The sequence below is a fragment of the Micromonospora sp. M71_S20 genome, from assembly GCF_003664255.1.
Lineage (GTDB): Bacteria > Actinomycetota > Actinomycetes > Mycobacteriales > Micromonosporaceae > Micromonospora.
Genome location: NZ_RCCV01000001.1, coordinates 1,814,063 through 1,831,044 on the forward strand (window position 1 = coordinate 1,814,063; position 16,982 = coordinate 1,831,044).

General features: G+C 67.3%; 14 protein-coding genes and 1 tRNA gene. 5 read left to right on the top strand and 10 right to left on the bottom strand.

Annotation, left to right across the window (positions count from 1 at the left end):
• The first annotated feature begins 331 nt into the window (after positions 1 to 331).
• Together DER29_RS33835 and DER29_RS08120 are read left to right on the top strand one after the other, a co-directional pair.
• The gene (locus DER29_RS33835) at positions 332 to 814 is read left to right on the top strand and encodes a hypothetical protein (RefSeq protein ID WP_148709985.1); all 483 of its coding nucleotides are present in this window, start codon (positions 332 to 334) and stop codon (positions 812 to 814) included.
• 57 nt (positions 815 to 871) lie between these two features.
• Entirely contained in the window at positions 872 to 1,180 is a 309-nt protein-coding gene (locus tag DER29_RS08120; protein ID WP_148709986.1) for a hypothetical protein, read from the top strand.
• Between the two features lie 274 nt (positions 1,181 to 1,454).
• Here DER29_RS08120 and DER29_RS08125 read toward each other — a convergent pair whose 3' ends face one another.
• On the bottom strand, positions 1,455 to 1,784 hold the full coding sequence (locus DER29_RS08125) for a hypothetical protein (protein WP_121396791.1): 330 nt from the start codon (positions 1,782 to 1,784) through the stop codon (positions 1,455 to 1,457).
• A 735-nt stretch (positions 1,785 to 2,519) separates the two neighbouring features.
• Positions 2,520 to 2,592: transfer RNA gene (locus DER29_RS08130), tRNA-Arg, on the bottom strand.
• Positions 2,593 to 3,021: 429 nt separating this feature from the next.
• Between DER29_RS08130 and DER29_RS08135 the strand changes: the two genes are divergently transcribed.
• Positions 3,022 to 4,524, top strand: a complete 1,503-nt coding sequence (locus DER29_RS08135) for an ISL3 family transposase (protein WP_199729171.1) — start codon at positions 3,022 to 3,024, stop codon at positions 4,522 to 4,524.
• Between the two features lie 156 nt (positions 4,525 to 4,680).
• Here the strand turns inward: DER29_RS08135 and DER29_RS08140 are convergent, their stop codons facing one another.
• The gene (locus tag DER29_RS08140; RefSeq protein WP_199729173.1) at positions 4,681 to 5,100 is read right to left on the bottom strand and encodes a hypothetical protein; all 420 of its coding nucleotides are present in this window, start codon (positions 5,098 to 5,100) and stop codon (positions 4,681 to 4,683) included.
• A gap of 358 nt (positions 5,101 to 5,458) precedes the next feature.
• Here DER29_RS08140 and DER29_RS08145 point away from each other — a divergent pair, with 358 nt between their 5' ends.
• Positions 5,459 to 6,907 (top strand): hypothetical protein, encoded by a 1,449-nt coding sequence (locus DER29_RS08145; RefSeq protein ID WP_148709987.1) that lies wholly within the window; start codon positions 5,459 to 5,461, stop codon positions 6,905 to 6,907.
• A gap of 171 nt (positions 6,908 to 7,078) precedes the next feature.
• Here DER29_RS08145 and DER29_RS08150 read toward each other — a convergent pair whose 3' ends face one another.
• Positions 7,079 to 8,359 (bottom strand): RelA/SpoT domain-containing protein, encoded by a 1,281-nt coding sequence (locus DER29_RS08150; protein ID WP_121396794.1) that lies wholly within the window; start codon positions 8,357 to 8,359, stop codon positions 7,079 to 7,081.
• 313 nt (positions 8,360 to 8,672) lie between these two features.
• On the bottom strand, positions 8,673 to 9,836 hold the full coding sequence (locus DER29_RS08155) for an IS110 family transposase (protein WP_121396795.1): 1,164 nt from the start codon (positions 9,834 to 9,836) through the stop codon (positions 8,673 to 8,675).
• Positions 9,837 to 10,184: 348 nt separating this feature from the next.
• Here DER29_RS08155 and DER29_RS08160 point away from each other — a divergent pair, with 348 nt between their 5' ends.
• Entirely contained in the window at positions 10,185 to 10,637 is a 453-nt protein-coding gene (locus tag DER29_RS08160) for a hypothetical protein (RefSeq protein ID WP_121396796.1), read from the top strand.
• A gap of 648 nt (positions 10,638 to 11,285) precedes the next feature.
• Here the strand turns inward: DER29_RS08160 and DER29_RS08170 are convergent.
• The 5 genes from DER29_RS08170 to DER29_RS08190 are packed head-to-tail and all read right to left on the bottom strand — an operon-like array spanning position 11,286 to position 16,968.
• Positions 11,286 to 11,855: a nucleotidyltransferase family protein gene (locus DER29_RS08170; protein WP_121396798.1), complete on the bottom strand. Its 570-nt coding sequence runs from the start codon at positions 11,853 to 11,855 to the stop codon at positions 11,286 to 11,288.
• Positions 11,856 to 11,886: 31 nt separating this feature from the next.
• Positions 11,887 to 12,321 (bottom strand): NUDIX domain-containing protein, encoded by a 435-nt coding sequence (locus DER29_RS08175; RefSeq protein WP_121396799.1) that lies wholly within the window; start codon positions 12,319 to 12,321, stop codon positions 11,887 to 11,889.
• 30 nt (positions 12,322 to 12,351) lie between these two features.
• The gene (locus DER29_RS08180) at positions 12,352 to 13,134 is read right to left on the bottom strand and encodes a thiopeptide-type bacteriocin biosynthesis protein (protein WP_121396800.1); all 783 of its coding nucleotides are present in this window, start codon (positions 13,132 to 13,134) and stop codon (positions 12,352 to 12,354) included.
• A 13-nt stretch (positions 13,135 to 13,147) separates the two neighbouring features.
• On the bottom strand, positions 13,148 to 14,224 hold the full coding sequence (locus DER29_RS08185) for a lanthionine synthetase C family protein (RefSeq protein ID WP_121396801.1): 1,077 nt from the start codon (positions 14,222 to 14,224) through the stop codon (positions 13,148 to 13,150).
• Positions 14,221 to 16,968: a lantibiotic dehydratase gene (locus DER29_RS08190; RefSeq protein WP_121396802.1), complete on the bottom strand. Its 2,748-nt coding sequence runs from the start codon at positions 16,966 to 16,968 to the stop codon at positions 14,221 to 14,223. The genes DER29_RS08185 and DER29_RS08190 overlap by 4 nt, the downstream gene beginning before the upstream one ends.
• Positions 16,969 to 16,982 lie beyond the last annotated feature (14 nt).

The following is a 16,982-nucleotide window of genomic DNA, read 5'->3' on the forward strand; positions in this document are numbered from 1 at the left end:
AATTCCCTGCGCCCGGCCAGGATCCGAACCTGCGACAACCAGCCCGCTCAGGAATACAGTGCGACGCACGCCTCGTGCGGGCCGCCCACCTGCCACTACGGAAGGCGATTCAGACTATTAGGACAAGATCAGTCTGCAAATGGTCCAGCCCATGGGCGGCTTGACCGCGACTCGGCAACTCGCCTCCGCACCGATCGCCATCACCACCTCAAGAGGAAGCAGATCGCGGCCGACAACAGCATGGCGCGCCAGGCCGAAGGAACAATTACGAACCGGCCCAGCGCCGCCCCGTGGTCACGCCCTCCGGGATTGACCCAACTCTCGACGGACAGTGACCACCGACTACGTCCGCCACGGCACCACCAACCTGTTCGCCGGGTGGACGTGGTCCATCGACCAGGCCCAGCGCACAGCCGCCACCAGGGGTTGCTGCGCCTCCGGCATACCATCGACCGAGCAGGCCCCGACCCAGCTGGAACTACATATCATGCTGGGCAGCTACGCCACCCACATGACGCCCGCCACCCGACAGGGGCTCATTGAGCACACAGTTTCACCTGCACTTCACCCCGAGCTACTCGTTCGTGGCTCAACCCTGGTCGAACTGGTTCCGCGAACCAACCTACCGCAAACCACGTCGGTTGGCCTACCGCAGTCTCGCCGACCTGAAAGCCGATGTAACCGCCTGGATCGCGGCATGGAATGCCGACTCAAGCCGCCTACCTGGACCGAGCCGGCAGACGCCATCCTCGAAACAACCCTCGCGCCCTACCAACGAATTAACAACTGCCGACAAAAGGCGCGATCCAATTGACAGTGATTGATTCTCATGGCAGGCTCGGGGCGTCCCTTCGAACAGAACGGAGCTTCAATGCGCGCGATTCGAAAGATCCTCGCTGCCACCGCTGTCACCGGCGCGACCGCAGTGTCCCTGCTGGCGGGTGCGGCCCCCGCGTCCGCCGACGCTGGAGCCAACGCAGTCGGCTGGTACACGGGCTACGGCTCGGGATCCTCCGCCTCGCTCGCCATCTGGTCGGCGGAGAACGACGCCAAGTGGAAGGCCCAGATGGGCGGATTCAACACGTACCTCGACTGCCGCACGACCTACAGCAGCAGCACGAAGGTCAGCGACTACTACTACACCGCCAACGTGCAGCTGTACTGCTACACCTTCAGCTGAGCCACCGCTCGCCGATCGCCGGAAGGAGTTCGTCGGGCACCGCCAGGCGTACTCCTTCCGGTCGTCGGTGATTTGCCCGGGGCGCGGAGGACGTACCAGCTCCTCCGCAAAACGCACGACGTCGCTGCGGTGCGTCCGCTGGCCGACCAACACTCCGCTCCCCGGGCCGCTTTCCTCGCCGCCACCCCAACAGGATCGTTATCTGGTTCGACGAGCCGTGCCGTCGAGCAGCGCTGAACAGCCGGCTGCCGAAGTGGTCGACCCTGAGCACGCGTCAGTGCGGGTTCGTGAAGGTCGCCTTCGTACGCAGCCTCCACTCGACCGCGCCCCGAGCCGTCGCCACGATCGGCCGGTAGCCCGCCAGCCACGCCCGATCGCCGCAGAGCTGGAACACGCCGTCTTCACTCCCGTCGCGGGGTCGCACGATGAACTCCGCCGAGGTCGTCGACGTTCTGGTCCTGGTCCACCTGACGTTCGCCGTACCGCCACCGGCCCGACGGCAGGTGGCGAGCATCTGGTCGAAGGTCATCGGCGGCGGCATCACGTTGAACCGCCCGGGACCGACCCGCAGAAGGAATGCGACGAGGTCACGGACGTCGGTCACCTGCTGCGGCTGCGAGGGCCGAGCCGCGCACGGGACCACTCGGCGCCGGCCGTGGCGAGCGCCCAGCTGGTGAACGCGCCGAACGGATCACCGAGACCGCTCATCAATCCCCGCGCGGACCGACGTCGTCCGTGCGGACATCGGCGCCTCGGCCGCCTGCTCGCAGGCGACCTTCAGGTTGCCGTACTCGCCATCGTCTGGCTCCGCCGGCAGCAGTTGGGCATCCTCCGACCGGCCCGCCTCGGCCGAGCGGGGTAGACGGCGATAGAGGACATGAAGACGTACTGTCCGATGCGTGGTCCCCGCATTCCGGCGGTGGCAGCCAGCTGGCGCGGGTGGAAACCGCTGAAGTCGAAGACCGTGTCCCAGGTGCCGGTACCGACCGCGGTCAGGCCGGCCGGGTCCGCCTACCGCAGTCGGGTCGACCGGAGTGTTGCTGGCGGAAGCACCACGACTCCGGCTGGTCACCGGGCGATGATGGTCACGAGGATGGCAAGCAATCTCGGCCAGACCCGTGCTGGGCATCCCCGGCGCGGCGGAGACGCTGCGGACGCGTCTCCTGTCGCTCACCCCTTGGCGGGGACACTGACCTGCACGACAGCCCCGCTCATGCGGTCCGAATCATTGCAGTGATTTGCGCGAACGGCGGCTACAGGCGGCATCCGGCAGCACGGGTCGACCGATCGACGCGGAAGCATATTCGCTGTTTAGATGGCGTTTTGCTGATCTTCGAGGTGCCCCCGGCAGGATTCGAACCTGCGACACACGGTTTAGGAAACCGATGCTCTATCCCCTGAGCTACGAGGGCGCGAGGGCCTAGTCTAGCGACCTGGGGGTTCACCTGGGGTGGCAGGGAGTGCCCCACGTTCACCCACGTCACCCGCACCCCCGTTCTCCCAGCCCAGGAGCACACCCCGAGCACACGAACCCCGGGTTGCGACCGGCCGTCGGCCGCGGTGACCCGCGTTGGCACCGGTTCACCCAGGTTGGCACCCGCTGGAGAGCACACACCGCGCACATCATCGAAGATCAACGACGTTCCGTCCGCATACCTACCGTCGGCGCCGCCACCGGAGAACCACGGAGCGCCCACCCTGGGGTCACTCGGACCCGCCGCGATTCTGACCATGACGGTCCCCGGGGCTGTCTCGCTAACGGCTCTGTCTCACATTCGGTGGTGACCGAAGGTAGTCGATGTCGTTGAGGTCATGTGTGCAAGATCGGTGATCTTACGAAGATGGTGTTCTCGGGGCTGCTGCCGCTGGTGATCGACGACGTGACGGACGAGGGCGAGCGGATCCTGGTGCGGGCTCGGACTCCCGAGGGGCCGGTGGCCTGTCCGGGTTGCGCGGTCGTGACGGGCCGGGTGCACGGGTATCACCAGCGGACCCTCGCGGACGTGCCGGTCGATGCCCGGCCGGTGGTGCTTCGGGTACGTGTACGTCGTCTGGTGTGCCCGACCCGGGGCTGCCGTCGCACGTTCCGGGAACAACTGCCCGGGGTGTTGAACCGCTACCAGCGCCGCACCTTTCGGCTGATCTCCCAGGTCGGTGCGGTGGTGCGACAGTTGGCCGGCCGCGGCGGCGCGCGGCTGTTGTCGGCCCTGGCGGTGGTCGTGTCCCGGCACACGGCCCTGCGGGCGCTGCTGCGCGTGCCGTTGCCCGAGCGGCGGGTGCCCCGGGTGCTCGGGGTGGACGACTTCGCGCTGTGCCGGCGTCGCCGTTACGCCACCGTCCTGATCGACGCGGTCACCCGTGAACGCATCGATGTGTTGCCCGACCGCAAGGCCGCGACCCTGCCGACGTGGCTGCGTGAGCATCCCGGTGTCGAGGTGGTGTGCCGGGACTCCTCCGGCGCCTACGCCGAAGCGGTCCGTCGCGCCCTACCTGAGGCGTTGCAGGTCGCCGACCGCTGGCACCTGTGGCACAACCTCGCCGAGGCCGTGCGCAAGGAGGTCACCGCGCACAGCTCGTGCTGGGCCACTGCCGGCCCGCGGCAGGAGGGCATACGGGCCGTGACCACCCGGCAGCGGTGGCAGCAGGTCCACGACCTGCTCGATAAAGGCGTTGGCCTACTGGAATGTGCCCGCCGGCTCAACCTCGGCCTCAACACTGTCAAACGCTACGCTCGGATCAGCGAACCGCAGCGCCTCATCCGCGCACCGCAGTACCGGCCCACCCTCGTCGATCCCTACCGCGAGCACCTACGCCGTCGCCGCCAACAGGACCCCGCCGTCGGCGCCACCCAACTCCTCGCCGAGATCCGGGAACTGGGCTACACCGGCAGCCTCAACCTGCTCTACCGCTACATCACCCAAGGCCGGGTCGAAGCCGACCGCCCAGCCGTGTCGCCCAGGCGTCTGACCCGCTACCTCCTGACCGCACCTGACCAGCTCAACGAACATCAGCGGACGCTCGTTGACGCTCTCACCGGCGCCTGTCCACCGATGACCGCGCTGACTGGCTTCATCGGCTCGTTCGCCGCGCTCCTCACGCCCGCCGCCGGCAACAACGACCGTCTCACCGCCTGGATCGCCGAGGTCAAGACCACAGCCCTGCCCCACCTGCACACCTTCACCCGCGGCCTCGGCCTGGACCGCGACGCCGTCAACGCCGCCCTGACCTACCCCTTCCACAACGGCGGCACCGAAGGCGTCAACACCAAAACCAAACTGATCAAACGACAGATGTACGGACGCGCCGGCTTCGCCCTCCTACGACACCGCATCCTGCTCAGCTAACCAACACCCTCCGTCACCACCGAATGTGAGACAGAGCCGTTAGATCCACACTCCCCATTCAAGATCTGTAAGTAGCCGAGATCAGTGCGTCATGCGGTTTCGCGCCTCGTCGAGCACGCGCCACGACTGCTTGCCGCGATGAGCTCGTTCCCGGCCCTACCCGTCCGCCAGCGGCTGATGTGCCAGTTCGATGGCGTAGGTGTCGGCTGGGTCGATGTCGACGACCGCCTGCTGAGCGGCCGTTTGCTCTCCTCTCGCGCGAAGCAGACGCACCAAAAAGTACAAGGCGGTCTTGTCGCCGCGCCGGGCACGCTGCCGTAGCTCGCTGTCGCGGCCTTCCTCATACAGCAACCTGTCCAACCGGCGCCGTGCGTGAACGTCGGCCTTGGCGCGCTCTGCCAACTCATGTAAGAGCCCGGCCTTCACGAGTAGCTCCATATGCCACAGATGCGCGTTGTGCCGGTAGTGGTCATGGCTATAGCACTCGGAAAATCCAGCGACCATGGCGATTGCCATAGCCCAGTCGCCGCGCGCTTCGGCCGCTTCCGCCGATGCCTGGTCGAACCGCCCTTCCACGACACCAGTATGACGAGCTCCACAGCCTTCCAGCCGCACTGCACGTATTGCTGCGGTGCACCCGTCTGCCGCCGACAAAGCGCGGCACCGGGCCCGCTTCCCGCCTCAGGCCAGTCCTCCACGGTTGCGTCACGAATCATGCGGTGACAGACGCTTGTGCGCACCGGGTCGGCCGCCCGGCCTGGTCGGACAGCTCCCGGGAGGACGTCCCGTCGATCCCCGTGGGTCACGGGTCCGATGACGACGTCCGTAGGATCTGGGAGTGGACGATGTGCATGGCGCAGATCATCGAACTCCGGCATCCGTGACCGGCTGGGCGCGGCTGTTTGTCAGCCACTGCCAATACGAGGTGTTCACCGTGCCGGGTGCGTCCGGCGTGGGGATCTACGTCCTCGGTGACGACCTGCTGCACGTCGGCGGGCCGAATCAACTCACCGGCTTCTGCGGCATACACACCGGCTGGATCGAGGCACGCGTCCGTGTGTTGCCCGGGCCTCCGGCGGAGGTCGACGCCGGCTGGGACGCGATCAGCGAGGCGACCCTCTGGAGTCCCAGCGGCAGGTTGTCGGTCGTCGGCCTGATGGGTGGCACCTCGGCGGCCCTCACCGACGTCGCCGTCGCGCGCGGGCTGATCCGGGTGCGGGTGCATGCGCGCGACCGTTTACACGAGACGGTACGCACCGACGACGACCCGCCCGAGCGGCACGAGTTGCACATCTGGGCGGTGTCCGAGGAGACGCCATGGCGCACCGTGTTGGCCGACCCGGGAGGCCGGGCCTGGGAGCAGAAGCCGGCGAAGGCCGCCGAGCGGGCGATGTTGTCCCTGGTGCCGCGCCCGTCCGGCCGTCCGGCCATCCTTCGGCCGCTGCCAGCTGATCCGTACGAGGATGACGCCGGCCTGCCCCGGGTGACGGTGGTCCGTCACCGGCCCGTGCCGGTCGCGGTCTTCGGGGGAGTGCTGCCCGCCGGTGATCTGGAGGTCCGGCTGGAGCGGGTCGACGGCGAGACTCTCACCTGGTCGTGGGCCGCCGCCGGCGAGCCGATCTTCCCCCATCCGCTGGACACGCTGCCCGACGACGAGCAGAGTTCCGTACGGCTGACGTCCGGCCCCGACGGCTTCACGCTGCGGCACGAGGGAGTGCTGGGTCGGCAGGCCTTCGCCCTTGGCCTGATCTGGGACCATCTGCTCGAGACCGCCGGGTCGTATCCGTGGATGGAGACCTTGCGGGTTCAGGCCGCCGGGGCGACCGCGCTGGTCGAGAAGAGCCGCCGCCTGAAGGCCGAGCGCGACGCCGAGCAATGGGGAGGTGCGCCGCCGTCGGACCGTGTCCGCGGGCTCGTCGGCCAGGCGCGGTCCCTGGCCCGGATCGACCGCCCGTTGCTCGACCGCATCGACGCGCTGTCCGCCGCCCGTCAGCGTGAGGCAGCCTGCTGGGCGGCCCGCCGCGCGATGCGGGTGGCCGGGCTGGAACGGATCGGGTGGATCGCCGACGCGCTCGCCGCCGCCGAGGCCGACCGCCCACTGTCCCGACCCTTCACCGAGCAGGGCGGCACCGCCGCGTTCAACCGGCTGTTGTCCGATCCCGAGGTGCCGCACACCACCATCACGCTCCACCTGGCCGCGAGGACGTCCGGCACACGTCACGTCACCGAGGCGCTCCAGCAGGCCGCCGCGTTCCCCGCCCTGATCGCCCTGGCGAATGACGATCCGCTGGTCGCCGCGATCGACGCCGTCTACAACGCGGCAATCGCCCACGGCGACGACCGCGACCGCTTCCTCACCGAAGCCCACACCGCCCTGGTCTGAACCGCCGACGCGGCATGCGAAGCCAAAGGCGGCACCCGGAAACGTCGTTAACGGTTGCGAAGTTGAGTCGGCGACCGCCCCGACCGTACGAATGACGGAACCGCGCCCGCGCGCTCTCATGTCGATGAGAGGGTGAAGGGTGAGCCTCTTGCAAAGGGATTGAAAATGGGCTCAGTCATCATTTGAACCCTGACCTGCGCCGTTCCCCGAGCTTTGCGATCGGATGCTCTTATTAAGGCGAGTCAAAGCGTCGGCAGCGGATGCAATAACCTCGGGCGGCGGAACGTCGCGCCCATGAACGAGCTCGTTCCTGAACTGCCTAAGCGAATTAGCTTCGCGTAACTGCGATTCGTTAATGACCCCGGAGAGTGCCAACTTCCTCAGCATGCTCACGGGCGCGCTTATCGGACTGCTTCCTGGCAGGAGGTCGCGCATAGTCTCCTCAAAAAGGATCCATGCTGCAACAAACCGCCCTAGTTCCAACCTGGCCGCATCTCCGCCGGAAACGCGGTCGCGACCCGAGTACTTAGATTGAATGGAGCGATAGAGTGCATACCGGGCAGCGTCTTCGGTCAGCAACTCATCAACAACTTGCTCCGCCAGAGGGCGAACCTCCACATTTCCGTGCAGGGCCCGAAGATAGGGTGAAACTTTTTCAGGCGTGTCGAGCTCCAAAGCTCTGATGAGCTCGAAAAGTTGGTCTACTCGGCCCAAGCCGGAATCGGTTACGGGTCCATCCAGGTGCTTCGCCGCTCGGTCGAGGAGGTAGGCTGCAAGATCATAATGATTGGCAAATTTGCGACCCGATATTGAACTTCGCGCCTTTCCTGCCTTCTGTAGTCGTTCAAGCGCGATTTCTCCGGCCAGAACGAGCCCGTTCAGTTCGTCGAGGATCGCCTCTTCTTCTTCAGAAAGCGACCCTTCCAGCGGCTTGTATGCAAGGTCATGTTCCACCTCAGACCAAGCATGCATCAGGACGGACGCAACCTGGATCTCTACTCGCGCGGCTGCGTAACGGCGAGTAGATTCGGTCAACGAACCCTCTCTCAGGTGCGCTCTATAGTGCACTGCAGAGTATCCTGTGAAGCGCTTTCCGGCCCGAGCTTTTCCTGGCTCCGGGAAAAATTTCGGATCGCTCGCAAGCTTGAATAACTTTCGCACGGCATTATCTACGTGGTCACGCTCCCCCGGAAAGTAGAGCGCAACGCGGATGCCCGCTAGATCTACGATATCGTCATAAATGTCAGCGACTGATCCGTACGGTGTGACGAGATGGCGCTGCCGACACTTTGCCTCCAGTCGTCGAGCTTCTTTTGCTCGATGCGTCACGATTGCGCGAACTCCCGCAGCATCCAAGTCAAGCTTGATTGCATCGGAGGCAAGCCGAGCAGCCTCGGCATAGAAGTCATACTCTCGAAGGTACCGCCCAATGAATTCATCGATCGGATCCACCGGCTCTCCTTCAATTACCTTAGAATGCCACCGTTGGCACCAACGCAGATGCGTGTCACAAACCGCTCGATCTTAGCGCACGTGGGCCGGTATTTCCCGCGCGAACGAACAGCTGAGCGAATCCGTGACAAGCCGATTCATCAGCCAACCGACCAATAAGGCCTCTAATCCGATAGGCTGTCTAAAGTGCCCTATTAGTCGTTGATGCGTGGTACCGGATTTGCGGCAATTCGGCATTTCGTGTGCACCCTTGTGCCCGATCCGGAGAGCGCAGGCCGCAAGATCAGGCGTACGCTCATGGCACCCCTTTATGTCAAGGCGCCGCTGACACCAGGGGTTTAGGGTGGTTGGTGGCGGGTCCGGGAAGTGGCTTGTCCGAAGGGCCGATGTCCGGGGTTAGGTCGGTCACGCTGGATTGCAGAGTCGTCCCCGAGTGCCCTCCCGGATCCGCCGCCTGCCTGCGTTTGTGGTCGGTGATCATGCGGGCGTAGACGACGTTGGACAGTCGGCGTTTGAGGGCGCGCATGGCTTCCATGGAGGTCTTCCCGGCGGCCTTCTTCGCGTCGAAGTAGGCGCGGCCTTCGGTGCGGTTGCGCAGCTGGACGACGGCCATGATGTGCAGTGTGCGGTTGATGCGGCGGTTGCCGGCGCGGGAGAGTCGGTGACGCTTCTGGTCGCCGGAGGAGGCGTCCAGCGGGGCGGTGCCGTTCCAGGACGCGAACCGGTCGCGGTCGGCGAAGCGGCGGATGTCGCCGACGTCTGCCAGCAGCCGGGCTGCACCTGAGGGGCCGATGCCGTGCAGGTCCATCAGGGTGGAGCTGCGGGCGACCACCAGTTCCTTGAGGTCCTTCTCCGCGGTCTTGATCTTCTTGTCGATGCCCTCGAGTTCACCGATGAGCTCGACGGCGAGACGGCGCCGGGTCTTGCCCACGATGTCGCGGGGTTTGATGGTCGCGATCAGCGCCCGTGCCTGTCGTGCGGACAGGAATTGCTTTGCCCCGCCGGGAAAAAGCTCCAGCAGCAGCCGGTGCAGCCGGTTGATGGTCTGCGTCCTGGCGCGGCCCAACTCGTCGCGACGGTCGACCAGCATTCCCATCACCTGCAGGTCCGGGTCGAGCTGGACTTGCACGAGGTTCGGGGTGCGCAGTGCGACCATCGCGACCGAGTGCGCATCCACCGGGTCGGTCTTGCGGCCGTTGCCGCTGGCGAACACCCGCACCTGCGCCGACAGCTTCGCGGGTACGTCGAGCACCGTCTCACCGTCATGCAGCAGGCGGTGGGCGATGTGCTTGCCGATGCCGTTGCAACCCTCGACCGCCCACACCCGATCGGCGTACTGGCGGCCGGCGGCGAGCATCTGCGCGTAGCCGGTCTTGTCGGTGCCGTACCTGCCCACTGCGAGCACCCGGGCACGTTCGTCGACGACCTCGATGGTGGCCGAGCGCTTGTGCGGGTCCATCCCGATGATCACAGACATCGGCGCCTCCCTTGGCTGAACCGGATGGGGTTGTCAGCAAGGAGGGCACCGCTACTTCGAGCAGGACAAACCCCTTTCCAGCCTCTCCTCGCGCGGTGCCCGGCGAGACCGCAGGCCATGAGAGAGCCACACCAATGACACCGGTGGGCAGCCGCAATGTGGGAGCGTCTCGCCGGGCACCTGGACCGAGTCTGGCCGGACATCGATCCTGAACCAAGTCTCTAAGTAGCCGCAATCCGCGCGTCACGAAGCGTCACGCCGAGCTGGCCGGGTGGCGTCCGGACGTGTCGATGAGCGTGCGAGTGCGCTCAGTAGAGGCCGCCGGGTCGACCCAGGGACAATGTTCGTATGACGATGCGCCCCGAGCTCTACCCGCCGGTGGTCGGACCACAGCGCATCACAGAACTGTGTGCCGCCATCGAAACCATCGCAAGGCTGCTGGAGCGCGGCGAGTCAGCCAACTCAGCGATCTCCAGGTTCAACGCCGAAACCGGCCATGACTACGACGCCGATCACTTCCTTACCTACTGGACGTCTCGTAACGTTGAGGACTTCGCGCTCGAAGCCGCCCGACCGGCAAGGCCGAAGGTCGCCAACATCAACCGGGACGAGCTGATCGAGATTGTCCGCCGGATACAGGCAGCCGACGACGACATCGACTACTACGTTCTGCTGCTGGCCACCAACATCCTGCACCCACGAGTCACCGATTTGATCTTCTGGCCACCACCGGAGCTGGTCGACGCGTCACCTGCGGCAATCGTCGACGCGGCATTGAACTACAGACCCATCGGCCTGTGACGGCGCCTCTCGACGCACGCTCATGCGCTATCCGCTCGGGATAGGGCATGGGATGCCGCGATGAGGAATCGCTATCTTGCTCGGTTCCAAAGCGGTGACGCAGCCGACGCGTCCAGGACTGCTCGCTCGAGTGTCACTGCGGCTTGCCGGTCCTCCGTCACAGCCCATCTGATATGCAGGTCGGCCCAGTGCAAGGCGTCTTGCGCCCAAGCCGCCGCGCGCTTGGGCTGGCCGTCGATGAGTTGCTCAAGGTGCTCCTGCACGAAGGCGGCATCGGCAAGGGCCCGATCCAGGACGGCTTCTCCCAGCCCACTGACCGCTGCCTTCCCACGGCGGTACACCGTGAGCCGTCCTCGAAGTCCTTGGCCACGACGCTCGCCGGCCATGCCCACGTAGACGAGACCGCCTGCTGCCCCTTGCCGAGCGAGGTACACGCCTGGGAGACGCGGCGCCGAGACAGCCGCATCGTGGAAGGGTAACCACGGCGACCACTGTGCAAGGGCTGCGACTACGTCGTTGGCAAACACAGGACCAGCATGCCGCAAGTGCGAACGAGGCGAACCTCTGGAGGTAGCGCGCCTCTCATACCGCAACCATGGCACCCCGCGAGCAGCAGGTCGACCCGGGCAGCAGGCTTCGGAGGCCGGCTCAGGTCACGACGCGGACGCCGGGCCAGCGTTCGGCGGGGCGGTGGCGGGCGAGTCGTCGCCGGGAGATCTCCGGGCTGACCCTGGTTGGGTTGCGCCGCCACACGCCGTCGAGCAGGTCGTCGAGGCCGTGCGGTGCGCACACCGTGATCTGGTCGTGCGCGTCGAGGCGTACGGCCACAGCGGTGGCGTACTCCGGCCAGGTAGCGACCGCATCGGCGATGGTGCGCAGCGGGGCCACCGGACCGCCGCCGAACTTGGTTGGGTACCAGGTGTGCACGGCGGCCTGGTTCTTCGCCTCCCACGGCGGTTCCGGCCAGGCCGCCATCAGCCGCTGGGTGGCCCGGTCGTCGTTTTCGCGGCTCAGGTCCGCTGGGTCGAGGAAGACGACGTCGACATCACGCACCGATGACGGGTCGAAGCCGTCGCCGTACCGCTCGCTCCAGACGAGGTCGCGGATGGCGCCCGCGCCGATCCAGGTGTCCGGCAGGCCAGAGTCCCGAACGACGCCCAGCGCCCGCACCAACCACGGACTGCGCTGGACCAGATCCCGCAGTTCGTCTTCCCGCATCGGTTCCCCTGGTTGCCGCTGGGATTCCTGGTCAGTCGAACAACCGGCCTACCAGGGCACCTTCGCCAGATTGTAGGACGTGCGCGGCCCGTAACGGTATCCAGAAGCACTCGAAGCGGGTTGGCTCCTGCTCGCCGTCATGGTCTTCCTGGCTCGCCCACCGCTCGGGCGTCGCCCCGTGCAGCGCCAGCTCGAAGATGTGGCGGCGCTGGATCTCGAAGCGGAGCGGGCTGATGTCGTACTCGACCTCCCCCAGCTTGCGCAAGACGGTGAACCCGGTCAGTCCGGTCTCTTCGCGGGCCTCGCGTAGCGCCGCGTCCGCCGGATCCTCACCCGGGCGGACGCTGCCGCCCGGCACCTGGATGCCTACCTCTTCATAGCTGAAGTCGGTGTGCCGGAAGACGAGCAAGTGCCCCTTCCTCACCACGTAGCAAAGAACCTTGGTGGTCACCACCTTCTCGGGCATGGCGCTTTCTTCCTCTCGTTCCTGGTGCGTCTACCCGCGGTCCGGCAGGTGCGGACCGGGCAGGCCGAAGATGGCGTGCTGGGCCGCTTGGGCGAGGGTGGCTTGGGTGGTGGCGGGTAGTCCGAGCCTGTTCCAGTGGAAGATCACGTGCAATGCGATTACTGCCCGAAGGCCACGGGTGAGCCTTCCCCTTTCCCGTTGGCGATGTAGGGCTGTGCCGGCGTTCTCGAATGTGGTGTGCCAGTCGCCGGTGGTGCGAGGTGCGCCGAGCAGCAGGCGCCGAACGTCTCCTGTGAAGCTCTCCCACGTCGTGACATCGGTTGCGGGTGCCTGGTTGACGTGTGCTGCGCGGTGCTCGACGACTTGTGCCCATACGTCGCCTTGCTCGTTGAGGTCCTGTGCTGCTGCGCGCATCAGTGCGGTGCACAAGATGAGGGAGTGTTCGCGCCGGGTGGTGGGGTGCTGGTGGAGGTACGTGAGGAGGTGGCGGCTGTCGTGGTGAAACAGCGTGTGCGCGGTGGTCATGGCGTCGTGGCCGCCGAACGCGTGAGTCTCGGCTTCATAGATGTCGTTGGTCCAGTTGACCCCTTCGGTGAGTAGCCGGCGAGCCTGGTCTCCGCTGTCTGGGCTGCTTGTGGGTAGGTAGCGGATGCGCCAGGCGCCTTTGCGGATGAACCACCAGGAGGTGATCAGGCCGGCGGTCTCGGCGGCGGGAAGCACTCGACTGAGGTGGGCGACGGCCTGTTGCTCGCGCTCGCGGGCGGTCTGGCCGGGGAAGGTGATGTTGACCTGGTGCCAGGGGGTGTGGTCCACGGCGGCTCTTTCGTCAGGTGAGGAGGAGACAGGCGTCCCAGGCGGTGGCGGTGGCGGCGGCGGTGACGAGGTCGGCTCCTGCCTTGCCGTCGAGAAGCCCCTTGGGCTCATTCGTGGTCAGGGTGGCCTGCTGGTGGAGATCGTCGACGAGGTCGAGGGGTATTGGAGTGAGGGCGCAGGAAGCGACGCGGCGAGCGGTGGCCAACAGACCGGCGGTGCCGTGGCACAGGCTTCGGTCGGTGAGCCGCCGGGATTGTCCGGGGTCGGTGACACAGGTGGTGAATGCGGTCTCGGCGAGGTGCTGGCGGGTGGTGTCGTGCAGGGCGTGTGCGGCGAGTTGCTGGGCGCGGGCGATGCCGGGGGTGCCGTAGCACCAGGACGGCCGCAGCGGGGTCTGTTGGGCCGGTGTTCCGCGGCGTAAGTCGGTGAGGGTGATGGTTTGCGGCCACCAGATCGTGCCGTCGGCGTGCTGTTGCCAGGTGTCCAGCCATCGGTTGATGCGGTTGATCGCCGTGGTGTGTCCGGCGACGGTGATGCCGTCGCGGAGGGTGAGGGCGAGCAGTGCCAGTGGGCCGGTGATGCCGTGGGCCATGCCAAAGTTCGCGTGACCGCCGACGGGCGGTGCCTGGCGGCGTTCGGGCCTGTTCCAGCACCACCATCCGGGCAGTGCGCCTCGCGGTTCGGTAAGCCGGACGAGGTAGTCCAGGACCTGACGGAGCAGGTCGTATTCGCCGAGCCGGCGTAGAACGACGCCGAGCCCGGTCAGCCCGCGGATGAGGTCGTACTCGGCGTAGTGCGGCTGCTGGTGTCGGTCGATGCGGCGGTGGGCGGCGTCGAGCCGTCGGCGGGTCACCGTGGCGGTGCCGTCGGCGGTGGCCGCTCGTGCCTGGGCGAGCCCCGGGTAGTCGGTGGTGGCGAGGACGAATGCGAGCGCGGGAGCGCCGTAGAAGAGGCTGGCCCCCTCGGCGATGCTCACGCCACCGGCGATCGCTTGGCGCAGTGCCTCGTACGCTACGGCCCAGTTGCCGGTTTCCAAGTGCAGCAGGGCGATGCCCACCGCGCCGTCGGCGAGGGACTGTCCCGCGGTCACGGCTTACGCCCGGCGAGGGTGGTGCGGGCGATGGTTCGGGCCAGCCGCAGGCAGTGCCGTTCGGAGGCGAGGTCGACGCCGATCATGCGGGCGTGATGCAGGTGCAGCAGATCGCCGAGCACCTCGTCGGGGTCGAGCCCGTCATCGACGACCAACGACCGGTAGCCGGCCAGCGCTGCCGCGAGTTGCTCGTCGTGCACCCGGCGTCGGGCATGTTCGAGCTGGGCGGGCTCGAGGCGGGGACCGGTCCGGTGGGCGGCGTGCGTGGCGAGCCAGCGCGGACCGTCACCGGTGAAGCCGTCAGCGATGGCGATCATCCCGGCGGCGGTGGCGGCTTGTCGGTCACCGGTGAGCCTGTGCAGGGCGGCACGGGAGTCGGCGGCGAACACCCTCTCGGCGGCGGCGAGGGTCGCTGCGGCACCGTGGCGGGTTTCGGGGCGGTAGGGGTGCAGGCTGTAGTCGCGTACGACGGCGTCATCGTGTAGGTGCTGCACCCAGCCGGCGAGATGACGGGCGGAGTCGGCGAAGCGGCCGATGTCCGGAAGCGGGATGCGCAGCCGCAGGTGCGGCTCGGGATCGGGATACCGCAGGAACCACCAGCCCGCTGGGAGGTAGTCGGCGGGGCGCCCGGCGAGGTCGGCCAGGATGTCGTCGAGCCGGCCGTGTAGGCGTGCCTCCAGCCAACCTGACCGCCCAGGCCAGTGCTGAACAGTGGTAGCGGTCCGGGCTGGCCGGGCTGGTCGGGTGGCCGGCGCGGGGTGGGTGAGAGTGAGCAGGAGTTCCGCGGGACGGCCGTCGATCCAGCCCGCTGGCCCTGGAGCCTCGGCGAGCACGGTGCGGGAACGCCGGTCGAGGTGGTCGCGCAGCGCCGCCAGGTGGGCGTGGTCGTCCAGGTCAAGGCGTAGGCGTATGTCGTCGTCGCCGACCAGGACCTGTTGCGGGATGTGCCGCTGGTGGCGGTGTCGCTGCCAGGCGGCGCGCCACTGCGGCCATGCCGCGCCAGAAGCGGGAAGCGCGGTGTGGTCGATGATCCAGCGGGCGGGGTGCACGATGGTGCGTCCACGCCGCAGGCGGGGTAGGAACGGCAGGCCGCTGGCGTGTCCCCAGTCGAACCGGCTGCACGGCGCCGTCCATGCGATCCAGATCTCGGCCAGGAACCGCATCAGCGGCTGCTGCAGCGTGGGCAGCAGCACGCTGTTGAACAGCAGCGGTTCGACGGGCTGACCCGTTGCCAGCGATACCAGCCACAAACGGCGGCCGTCGCCGGTCACCGCCAGATCCTCGACCGTCCACGGCGGTGCCGGGTGAAAATCGCCGAGAGGAAGGACAGGCAGCAGCTCGGGCACGCGGGCCACTGCGGTGAGACGGACGTCCAGTGGGGGTCCGGACAGCTGCACTGTGGCCGCGCCAGGCAGGGCAGTCGGCAGATTCCGGTAGACCTGCTGGAATCCGGCGAGTTCGGCGGGGGTGAGCAAATGCAGGAACCGGGCTGCGGCGACCCCGGCATGGCGGGACCCGCTGAGTACCGTCAGGGTGAACGCGCCGCGGTCCAGATCGTGCGGGGTGTCGGCGGCGAGGGTGAACCGCAGTTCGGTGTGCGGGATCGGCGGCCGGTCGTCATCCCCATGCAGCCGGTCGATCAGCGCGTCGTTGAGCACCACTTCGGCGCAGCCGTCGAGTGCGGCCTGCTGCGCGAGCTGTCCGAGCAGCCGGTCTCGGGCGGTGAACAGCGCTGGGGCGCGGCGAGTGGATCTCCGATAGCCAGCCGGGAACCCCAGCACGTTCAGTACATCACGGATGGGAACAGCCGCTCCTGGGCCCCACCGCTCGATGAACGCGTTGTGGTACTCGGTCCATCCGGCCGGTTGAGGCGGCGCTACCGCCACGAGCGTCGACGCGGCCCGCTCCGCCTCGTGCAGTACCGGCGGGGGCAACGTCACCGTGATGTCGGCGCGTAGATCAACGGCGACCCGGCTACCCGGCTCCGGAATGGCGTAGTGACGGGCAACACGTGGGGCCGGGTCGGTGGCTGTCATGGGTGGGCGTAGGGCCGACAGCAGCACCCCTTTGTGGACCAGTTCGGCCAGCAGCCGCTCGGCGTCGGCGACGCTGGCGGGTCCGGCGACCGTCGCGGCGAGTTCGGCGAACCTGACCGGGGACCGCGCTGCCTGGATCGCAGCCCGGATCGGGCCGGTCAGGCGGATCTCGACGTCCCACCGCCGATCGGCGCTGGCGTGGGCACAGGGCAGCACCCACCTGTCGCCGCGCCGGTATCCCAACGAGTTCGTCACCACCGCGACGGCACGCAGAGCGGCCAGGTCCTGTTCGGCCCGCGCGGTGTGCTCGGCAATGAACTGGCCATCGGGGCGTGAGACCACGCGATGAGCCTCGCCCAGGCGGACCGCCGCGCGAACGCCGAACTGAACAGGGGCCACGCCGGCGAACGTGCCGAACGGGGTCGCACGGGTGGTCCAGCGCAGCAGGTACCGGACCGCTGACTGCACCAGGCGCCGCAGCCGCTGCTGAGGCACCGGCTCACCGCTCAGAGCGCGTTGGATCTGGTCGGCCAGCTGCGGTGCCGCGCAGGTGACAGCCGCCGCGAACCCGGGAAGCCTCCACGTCCTGTCCAGCCACTCGCGCCACTGATCCGGATGACCGTGGGCCAAGTCGGGCCAGGCAGGCAGCACGAGGCCCTTCGGGTAGGCGGCGATCCTGATCAGCGCCGCACCAGCTGCGGGAACCATGTTGCACCACCGAA

Excerpts from the sequence above, each read along its gene's own strand:
- DER29_RS08120 (WP_148709986.1), top strand. The coding sequence starts at position 872 with ATGCGCGCGATTCGAAAGATCCTCGCTGCCACCGCTGTCACCGGCGCG.
- DER29_RS08135 (WP_199729171.1), top strand. The coding sequence starts at position 3,022 with ATGGTGTTCTCGGGGCTGCTGCCGCTGGTGATCGACGACGTGACGGAC.
- DER29_RS08155 (WP_121396795.1), bottom strand. The coding sequence starts at position 9,836 with ATGTCTGTGATCATCGGGATGGACCCGCACAAGCGCTCGGCCACCATC.
- DER29_RS08160 (WP_121396796.1), top strand. The coding sequence starts at position 10,185 with ATGACGATGCGCCCCGAGCTCTACCCGCCGGTGGTCGGACCACAGCGC.
- DER29_RS08170 (WP_121396798.1), bottom strand. The coding sequence starts at position 11,855 with ATGCGGGAAGACGAACTGCGGGATCTGGTCCAGCGCAGTCCGTGGTTG.
- DER29_RS08175 (WP_121396799.1), bottom strand. The coding sequence starts at position 12,321 with ATGCCCGAGAAGGTGGTGACCACCAAGGTTCTTTGCTACGTGGTGAGG.
- DER29_RS08190 (WP_121396802.1), bottom strand. The coding sequence starts at position 16,968 with ATGGTTCCCGCAGCTGGTGCGGCGCTGATCAGGATCGCCGCCTACCCG.